The 548-nt window shown below is 39.6% G+C and carries 1 protein-coding gene; it reads left to right on the top strand.

All coding sequences use genetic code 11. From position 1 onward, the window contains the following. Positions 1–70: 70 nt before the first annotated feature. Positions 71–548 (top strand): hypothetical protein (locus tag SORDD16_RS09955; protein WP_061453294.1); only part of this gene is annotated, 478 nt, incomplete at its 3' end.

A 548-nucleotide genomic window follows, 5' to 3' on the forward strand; every position in this document is an offset into this window, starting at 1 on the left:
AACAGAAGAGGAGAAGAGGATCAAAAGTTTTCTGCATTTTGTTAAACTAAAGTGCAGAAAGGAGAGGTCTATGAATCTGAAAGAGTTGTATGAAGAAAGTAAAGGGATTGTAAACAAGTGTCGCAAAGAATACCATTTACATCTGTGGGAGAAAGAGGACTGGGATCAGGAGGGAATGATGTGCCTGTATGAGCTAGTGGATCAGCATCCAGAGTTACTAGAGGTGGAACGTCGCCAATTATATGTGTGCTTTAAAACCAAATTCCGGAATCGTATTCTAGACTATATTCGCAAACAGGAAAGTCACAAACGCCGTTTCGATAAAGAACCCTATGAAGAGGTAAGCGAAATCAGTCATCGCCTAGGAGAAAAAGGCCTCAGACTGGATGATTATTATCTCTTTCATGAGCTTCTAAAGAATTACAGAGCAAGTCAGGTTAAAGAAAAACAAGAACAACTTGATCGTCTGATGGGAGGGGAATGCTTTAAAGGTCGCAAGGCACTTCTAAGAGAATTAAGTATCGTGTTTAGTGATTTCAAACAAACTT

Origin of the sequence: Streptococcus oralis (genome assembly GCF_001578945.1) — a bacterium.
GTDB classification, from domain to species: Bacteria; Bacillota; Bacilli; order Lactobacillales; family Streptococcaceae; genus Streptococcus; species Streptococcus oralis_Q.